Here is a 7,915-nt window from a genome sequence, read left to right as displayed (position 1 = left end):
ACGTTCTCACACAGCAGCGCTCCCCTCTCCCCCCCCCCCCCCCGGCCGCCCTGGCCCGCTTCCGCACCGTACTCCAGGCGACGCTGCAGGCGCTGGACGACTAGGGCCGCCGCGACACGGCCATCGCCAACACCCGCCAGGCGCGCAGTTCGCCGCCGCCGAGATGGAAGCGGATGACCTCGCGCATCATGTCGCGCAGATCCTTCAGGCCGCCGCTGCCGGGCATCTCGTCCCGTTCCAGCGCCAGCAGGTCGCTGCCGCGCAGTGCGTGCGGACTACCGGCGGCGCAACGCACCGCGCCCTGCTCGACCACGTAGCGGTAGCATGCTGCCGGTTCGATCGCCTCGCCGCTGTCGGCGTCGTGCCGCAGCTGCAAGCCGTAGCCGATCGCTTCGAGCAGGTCGCGCTCGAAGCGGCGCAGGCTCCACGCCAGCGATTCGCCGGCAGTCAGCCGCGCCAGCGTCCGCGCGTAGGCATCGAACAGCCGCGGGTGCGGATCCTGCCGCCCGGTCAGACGTACCACCAGCTCGTTGAGATACAACCCGGCCAGCCCGGCGTCGCCCGCCAGGCGGGCCGGCGTACCCACCGCCTCGACCGCGGTCAGCGTGGCCAGCTCGCCGCGCAGCAGCAGATCCAGCGCCAGCGGCTGGAACGGCTCCAGCTGGGCCCGCCGCAGGCGCGAGCGCTCGCCGCGCACGCCGCGCGCCACCACGCCGAGCCGGCCATGCCCGCGGGTCAGGCATTCCAGCAGCAGCGACGTCTCGCGGTAGGGACGCGCGTGCAGGACGTAGGCGGGTTGCTGTTCGATGCGCATGGCTGGTGGGCGGGGACTCGGGAATCGAAAATGGAAAACAGGAGCAAGGCCGCGGTCGCGACGATTCCCTATTCCCTACTCTCTATTCCCTCAATCGGTATAGCCGAACTTCTTCAGCATGTTCTCGTCGTCGACCCAGCCTTCGCGCACCTTCACCCACAGCTTCAGGAACACCTTGCGCTCGAACATGCGCTCCATGTGGCGCCGCGCGTTGCTGCCGATCGCCTTGAGCTGGGCGCCGCCGTTGCCGATCACGATCGCCTTCTGGCCGTCGCGCTCGACCCAGATCACCGCGTGGATCTCGGCGATGCCGTCGGGGCGGTCGCTGAACTGCTCGATCTCGACCGTGGTGGCGTACGGCAGTTCCTGGTCGAGTCGCAGCATCAGCTGCTCGCGCACCATCTCGGCGGCGAGGAAGCGCTCGCTGCGGTCGGTGACCTCGTCCTCGCCGAACACCGGCGGGCGCACCGGCAGGCGCTTGAGGATCGCCTGCTCCAGCTCCTTCAGGCCCTTGCGCTTGAGCGCACTGACGTAGTGGATCTCGTCGTAGCTGTGCTTCGCCGCCAGCTCGGCCACGAACGGCAGCATCGCCGACTTGTCCTTGCTGAGGTCGACCTTGTTGATCACCAGCAGGCGCGGCGTCGACTGCTCGACCAAGGCGGCGTAGAGCGCCTCGTCCTCGTCGGTCCAGCGGCCGGCCTCGACCACCTGCACCACCAGGTCGACATCGCTGATCGCCGAGCGCGCGGCGCGGTTCAGGCTGCGGTTCATCGCCCGCTTGGCGCCGCGATGCAGGCCCGGCGTGTCGACGTACATGATCTGCCCGGCCTCGCTGGTGTTGATGCCGAGAATGCGGTGGCGGGTGGTCTGCGGCCGCGGGCTGGTGATCGACAGGCGAAAGCCGATCAGCGCGTTGAGCAGGGTCGACTTGCCCACGTTGGGCCGCCCGGCCAGCGCAACCGTGCCGCAGCGGAAATTCCCGTGCGGCATGCTGCCGGCGGCGGAGTCCAGTTCTTGGTTCATGACGCGGGTTGCTCGACGGGTCGGATGGCAAGTGTAGTGCTTAAGCCGGAGGCGGCACGCAGACGGTGCCGGCGGCGAAGCAAGGGGTCAGAGCTTGTGAAGAAAACCACTTCCTGTGGTTTTCTTCAGTCGCGAGTCCGGTACACGCCCGGACTCGCTCACATGAAACCGTCACTGGCGTGACTGTTCCATGTCCGGCCATCGGGCAACCGTTCCCTGCGTTGCCTCAACTCGGGCATCGGGCAACCGCTCCTGCGTTGCCTCCACTCGGGCATCCATGCCCTCGCCATGCCCTCGCCGTGGCCGGCCTGAGAGGTTGAATAGTCACAACCTCTCAGGCGTCGCGCTGCTGTTCCAGCAGCCGGTTGAGCACGGCCTCGGCCGCATCCTGCTCGGCGGCGCGGCGGTTGCCGCCGCGGGCCTCCCCGGTGAACGCCATCGGCTCGGTGACCGTGCAGCTGACGTCGAAGCTCTTGGCGTGGTCTTCGCCATGGCTGGCGATCAGCTCGTACTGCGGCAACGGCAGGCCCTTGGCCTGCAGCCACTCCTGCAGCCGCGTCTTGGCATCCTTGGAGGAGCGGCGCAGGGCCGCGATGCGCTCGACGAACAGCCCCCTCACGGTTTCGCGACAGGCTTCGAAACCGCCATCCAGGTACACCGCAGCCACCGTCGCCTCGAACGCGTCGGCGAGGATCGAGTCGCGCCGGAAGCCACCGCTCTTCAGCTCGCCGGGGCCGAGCTTCAGCCCGTCGCCCAGCGCCAGTTCACGCGCCATCACCGCCAGCGCCTGGCCGTTGACCAGTTGCGCCCGCAACCGCGACAGCTCGCCCTCGCTGGCTTTGGGGTGCACCTCGTACAGCATTTCGGCGACGATCGCGCCGAGCAGCGCGTCGCCGAGAAACTCCAGCCGCTCGTTGTTCGGCTTGCCGAAGCTGCGGTGGGTCAGCGCCAGTTGCGCCAGTGCCGGATCGCGGAAGCGGTAGTTCAGTTCCGACAAATCACTCGCCCACGTTGCCCTGCAGCGGCACGCTCTTGTCGAAGTGCAGCAGGAAGTCGATGTTGTACATGAACGGGATCTGCTTGTCGTAGGCCACGCGCAGCTGGCTGGCGCCGCCACTGTTGCGCACGATGGTGACGTCCTTCGGCTGGATGGTGGCGTCGTCGACGTACTGGAAGCCCATCTTGAATATCAGGCTCCGGCGGATGTCGTCCAGCGACTTGCCGTTGGTGCCTTCGGTGGCGACCTGGTTCATCGCCTTCACCACGCCCATGTATTCCGAATACGACGGCGCCAGCTTCATCGCCATGTAGGCCAGGAAGGCCACGAAGGCCATGACGATCAGGAACCCGATCAGGGTGATGCCCGATTGCTTCGATTTCATAGTCCCCTCGCTAGTGCCGCCGGTGCGGCGTGCCTGTCTGTGGTTGGTCCGGGTGCGGCGGGCTGGTCTCGCCGGCGTGCCGATTATGCCTGCGGATTCTCCCACTGTCGGCTGCTTCGCGTGCGCGGCGGTTCGATCCCGTCACGCTTTGGCAAACGCCCCGGCGCCACTGCGGCCTCAGTGGATCACCGTGCCGATCCGCGAAAAATCCACGCCGCCGGTGCCCCAGCCCTTCCAGCTCATCCAGATCAGGAACGCCTTGCCGGCCAGGTTCTGTTCCGGCAGGCAGCCCCACCAGCGGCTGTCGAGGCTGTCGTTGCGGTTGTCGCCCATGACCAGATAGCACCCCGCGGGCACCTTCGAGGGCACCCGGTCGTTCGGGATCGAATTCGGCGTGGTGTAGGCCGGCATCCGCGCGATCATGTGGTTGACCTTGCCCAGGTGCTCGGTCCACACCGTGGCGCCCATGTTCAGCATGATCTGGTCGACGCTGCGCTGCGGGTTGCCCACGTACGGGCCGATCTCCTCGGCATTCACGCGCTGGCCGTTGACCAGCAGGTCGGCGCCATGCACCTCGATACTGTCGCCCGGCAGGCCGATCACCCGCTTGATCCAGTTCTGCTGCTGCACCGGCGCCTGGGGGTCGCTGCAGCTCATGTCGCCGCTGCGCACCAGCCGGCCGCCGTCCTGGCACAGGTAGCCGGGGAAGCGGAACACCACCACGTCGCCTCGCTTCGGCTCGCCGAGTTCGACGAACTTGTTGTTGAACGCGGGCATGCGCAAGCCGTAGGCGAACTTGTTCACCAGGATGAAATCGCCCACGTCCAGCGTCGGCATCATCGAGCCGGACGGAATGCGGAACGGCTCGGCCACGAACGAGCGCAACAGCAACACCACCAGCACCACCGGGAACAGCGAGCGCGACCAGTCCACTGGGGCCGGGTCGCGATACTCCTCGCCGGCGGCGTCCAGGCGCGCCTTGCGCCGCTTGTACAGAAACAGCCGATCCAGCCCCCACACCACGCCGAACAGCACGGTGAGGGCAAGCAGGATGGCGGAGAAATCGAATTCCATGCAGAGCTCCGTTGGAGCCGGGAGCGGGAAACCGGTAGTCGGGAACCGAAGCGGCCAGCTTTGCGATTCCCGACTACCGGTTTCCGATTTCCGGCCTTGCTATTTGTCTACTTTCAATACGGCCAGGAAGGCTTCCTGGGGGATTTCCACACGACCGACCTGCTTCATGCGTTTCTTGCCTTCCTTCTGCTTTTCCAGAAGCTTCTTCTTGCGGCTGACGTCGCCGCCGTAGCACTTGGCCAGAACATTCTTGCGCAGGGCTTTCACCGTGGAGCGTGCGATGACCTGCGCGCCGATCGCAGCCTGGATCGCCACGTCGAACTGCTGGCGCGGGATCAGGTCCTTCATCCGCTCGACCAGATCGCGCCCGCGCCGGTCGGCATGGCTGCGGTGCACGATCAGCGAGAGCGCGTCGACCCGGTCGCCGTTGATCAGCACGTCCACGCGCACGAACGGGCCGGCCTCGAAACGATCGAAGTGGTAGTCCATCGAGGCATAGCCGCGCGAGACGGACTTCAACCGGTCGAAGAAGTCCAGCACCACCTCGGCCAGCGGCATCTCGTAGCTGATCTGCACCTGGGTGGCCAGGTACTGGATCGAGCGCTGCACGCCGCGCTTCTCCTCGCACAGGGTGATGATGTTGCCGATGTAGTCCGGCGGAGTGAGGATGTTGGCGACGATGATCGGCTCGCGGATCTCCTCGATCTGCGGCGACGGCGGCAGCTTGGCCGGGTTGTCCAGCGGCAGGGTGGTGCCGTCGGTCTTGAGCACCTCGTAGACCACGGTCGGCGCGGTGGTTATCAGGTTGAGGTCGTACTCGCGCTCCAGCCGCTCCTGCACGATCTCCATGTGCAGCATGCCGAGGAAGCCGCAGCGGAAGCCGAAACCCATCGCTTCGGAGGATTCCGGCTCGAAGAACAGCGCGGCATCGTTCAGGCGCAGCTTGTCCAGCGCCTCGCGCATTGCGGGGTAGTCGTCGGCGGCGACCGGAAACAGGCCGGCGAACACGCGCGGCTGCATGGTCTGGAAACCGGGCAATGGCTTCTCGGCCGGCTTCGCGGCCAGGGTCAGCGTGTCGCCCACCGGCGCGCCGTGCACATCCTTGATCGAGGCGTTGATCCAGCCCACCTCGCCGGCGCCCAGCTTGTCCAGCTTCTTGCGCTTGGGCGTGAACACGCCCACGTCGTCCACTTCGTGCACGCGCCCGGTGGACATCACCAGCAGCTTGTCGCCCGGCCTGATCTCGCCCTGCATCACGCGTACCAGCGACACCACGCCCAGGTAGTTGTCGAACCAGGAGTCGATGATCAGCGCCTGCAGCCGGTCGGTATCGCGCGGTTTCGGCGGCGGGATGCGCGCGACGATCGCCTCCAGCACCTCCACCACGTTGAGGCCGGTCTTGGCGCTGATCGCCACCGCGTCGGTGGCGTCGATGCCGATCACCGCCTCGATCTCGCCCTTCACCTTCTCGATGTCGGCGGTGGGCAGGTCGATCTTGTTCAGCACCGGCACCACTTCCAGGCCCATCTCCACCGCGGTGTAGCAGTTGGCGACGGACTGCGCCTCCACGCCCTGGGCAGCGTCCACCACCAGCAGCGCGCCCTCGCAGGCAGCCAGCGAGCGGCTCACCTCGTAGGAGAAGTCGACGTGGCCGGGAGTGTCGATGAAGTTGAGCTGGTAGGTCCTGCCGTCGCGCGCCTTGTACGGCAGCGACACCGACTGCGCCTTGATGGTGATGCCGCGCTCGCGCTCGATCGGATTGTTGTCCAGCACCTGCGCCTCCATCTCGCGGTCGGCCAGGCCGCCGCAAAGCTGGATGATGCGGTCGGCCAGCGTCGACTTGCCATGGTCGATGTGGGCGATGATGGAGAAGTTGCGGATCAATTCCATGGAGCGCTGGCGGCCTGTCGGGCTTGGGTCTCGCCGTCACGCACCATGCGTGACGGCGCATCGCGATGACGCGACGCTAACCCCGCATTATCGCATGGAACCCGTCGCCGCCACCGGTCCGTGCGGCGCAGTCGCAGCCCGCTCACGGGAGCGACCGTGCCGCGACCGGGCCGCATGAATACGCCAGCCGCCGGGCCGCCTACTTGCCTTCCGGTACGGTCAGGCCGATGAAGCTGCTCTGCTCGCCGCGGCGCACCAGCAACAGCACGGTGCTGCCGGCCTTCACGTTCTTCGTGGCGGCCTGGAACTCGGCCACGCTGCCGATCCTCTGCTGGTTGACCATGGTGATCACGTCGCCGGCGCGCAGGCCGGCCTGCGCCGCCACCGATCCGGTGATGTCGCTGATCACCACGCCCTCGCCGGGTTTCAGCCCCAGCTGCTTGCGGGTATCGCCGTCGAGCGGCTCCACGGCAAGACCGAGCGCAGCCGAGCCGTTGCTGCCCGGGCCTGGCGCAGCGCCCTTGCCGCCCACCGCATCGCGGTCGCGCGACGCCTCGCCGATGGCGACCTCGAGCGCCTGCCGCTTGCCGTTGCGCAGGATCTCCACCGGCACCCTGGTTCCCGGCTTGGTCATGCCGACCAGCGGCGGCAGGTCCGAAGCCTGCTGCAAGGTTCGTCCGTCGTAGGCCAGGATGATGTCGCCGGGCTGGATGCCGGCCTTGGCGGCGCCGCTGTCCGGCGTGACCTCGACCACGGCGGCGCCTACGCCGTTGTCCAGGCCGAATGCCTTGACCATGTCGTCGTCGACCGGCTGTACCATCACCCCGAGCATGCCGCGCGAGACGTAGCCCTTGCTCTTGATCTGCTGCACCGCGTTCATCGCCACGTCGATCGGGATCGAGAACGCCACGCCGGAATAGGTGCCGGTGTTGGAGTAGATCTGCGAATTGATGCCGACCACGCGACCCTGCAGGTCGAACAGCGGGCCGCCGGAGTTGCCGCGGTTGATCGGCACGTCGGTCTGGATGAACGAGGTGTAGGGCTGGTCGCGCTGGCCCAGGTTGCGGCCCACCGCGCTGACGATGCCCTGGGTCACGGTGTAGTCGAAACCGAACGGCGAGCCGATCGCGAGCACCCACTGGCCAGGCTTGAGGCTGCGCGAATCACCGAGGCTTACCGCCGGCAGGCTGCCGCCGGCATCGACCTTGAGCAGCGCGATGTCGTAGGTCGGGTCGGTGCCGACCACCTTGGCGGTCAGCGTGCGCCGGTCCTGCAGGCGCACGGTCACTTTGTCGGCGTGATCGACCACATGGTTGTTGGTGAGGATGTAGCCGTCGCCCGAGATGATGAAGCCCGAGCCCAGCGAGGTGCGCTTCTGCTCCTGCGGCGACGGCATCATCGGCATGCCGAAGAAACGCCGCAGGATGTCGGCCTGTGGATCGTCCGGCATGCCCTGGCCGGGCATCGCCTGCCCGACGCCCCGGCTGCCGCCCTGCCGCTCGCCGTTGTAGCGGGCCTCCACGTGCACCACGGCCGGTGCGTTCTTCTGCACGATCCCGGTGAAATCCGGCAGGCTCGCCGCCGCCGGTGCCTGCGCCTGCACGCTACCGATGCCGACGACACCGAGCAGCGCGCAGCACGCCAGGATGCGCAAGATGGAATGGTTCATGACTCCTCCTTGGTGGTGATTTCAGCCGGCTGCGGCGCAACCCGCACGCGCGCGGACCCGCCA

7 protein-coding genes are annotated in these 7,915 nt (G+C 67.3%); all 7 read right to left on the bottom strand.

All coding sequences use genetic code 11. The annotated features are described in order from the left end of the window. Positions 1 to 100 precede the first annotated feature (100 nt). Positions 101 to 814 carry a DNA repair protein RecO gene (recO, locus tag AC1Q5A_RS07175; protein WP_492699658.1) on the bottom strand — a complete coding sequence of 238 codons (714 nt, stop codon included), beginning with the start codon at positions 812 to 814 and terminating at the stop codon, positions 101 to 103. Between the two features lie 90 nt (positions 815 to 904). Beyond that, positions 905 to 1,837, bottom strand: a complete 933-nt coding sequence (gene era / locus AC1Q5A_RS07170; RefSeq protein ID WP_492699656.1) for a GTPase Era — start codon at positions 1,835 to 1,837, stop codon at positions 905 to 907. Between the two features lie 334 nt (positions 1,838 to 2,171). Next, on the bottom strand, positions 2,172 to 2,834 hold the full coding sequence (rnc, locus tag AC1Q5A_RS07165; protein WP_492699654.1) for a ribonuclease III: 663 nt from the start codon (positions 2,832 to 2,834) through the stop codon (positions 2,172 to 2,174). A 1-nt stretch (position 2,835) separates the two neighbouring features. Next, positions 2,836 to 3,219, bottom strand: coding sequence for a DUF4845 domain-containing protein (locus AC1Q5A_RS07160; RefSeq protein ID WP_492699652.1), 384 nt, complete (start codon positions 3,217 to 3,219; stop codon positions 2,836 to 2,838). Positions 3,220 to 3,396: 177 nt separating this feature from the next. After that, complete coding sequence (gene lepB / locus AC1Q5A_RS07155) at positions 3,397 to 4,293, bottom strand: signal peptidase I (RefSeq protein ID WP_492699650.1); 897 nt, start codon at positions 4,291 to 4,293, stop codon at positions 3,397 to 3,399. Between the two features lie 99 nt (positions 4,294 to 4,392). Beyond that, the gene (lepA, locus tag AC1Q5A_RS07150; RefSeq protein WP_492699648.1) at positions 4,393 to 6,183 is read right to left on the bottom strand and encodes a translation elongation factor 4; all 1,791 of its coding nucleotides are present in this window, start codon (positions 6,181 to 6,183) and stop codon (positions 4,393 to 4,395) included. A gap of 199 nt (positions 6,184 to 6,382) precedes the next feature. Continuing rightward, positions 6,383 to 7,852: a Do family serine endopeptidase gene (locus AC1Q5A_RS07145; protein ID WP_492699647.1), complete on the bottom strand. Its 1,470-nt coding sequence runs from the start codon at positions 7,850 to 7,852 to the stop codon at positions 6,383 to 6,385. Positions 7,853 to 7,915: the final 63 nt, after the last annotated feature.

Source organism: Rhodanobacter sp. GW835-FHT13D09 (genome assembly GCF_058793995.1).
The sequence above is the reverse complement of the archived record's forward strand: the minus strand, read 5'-3'. Positions and strand labels throughout refer to the sequence as shown.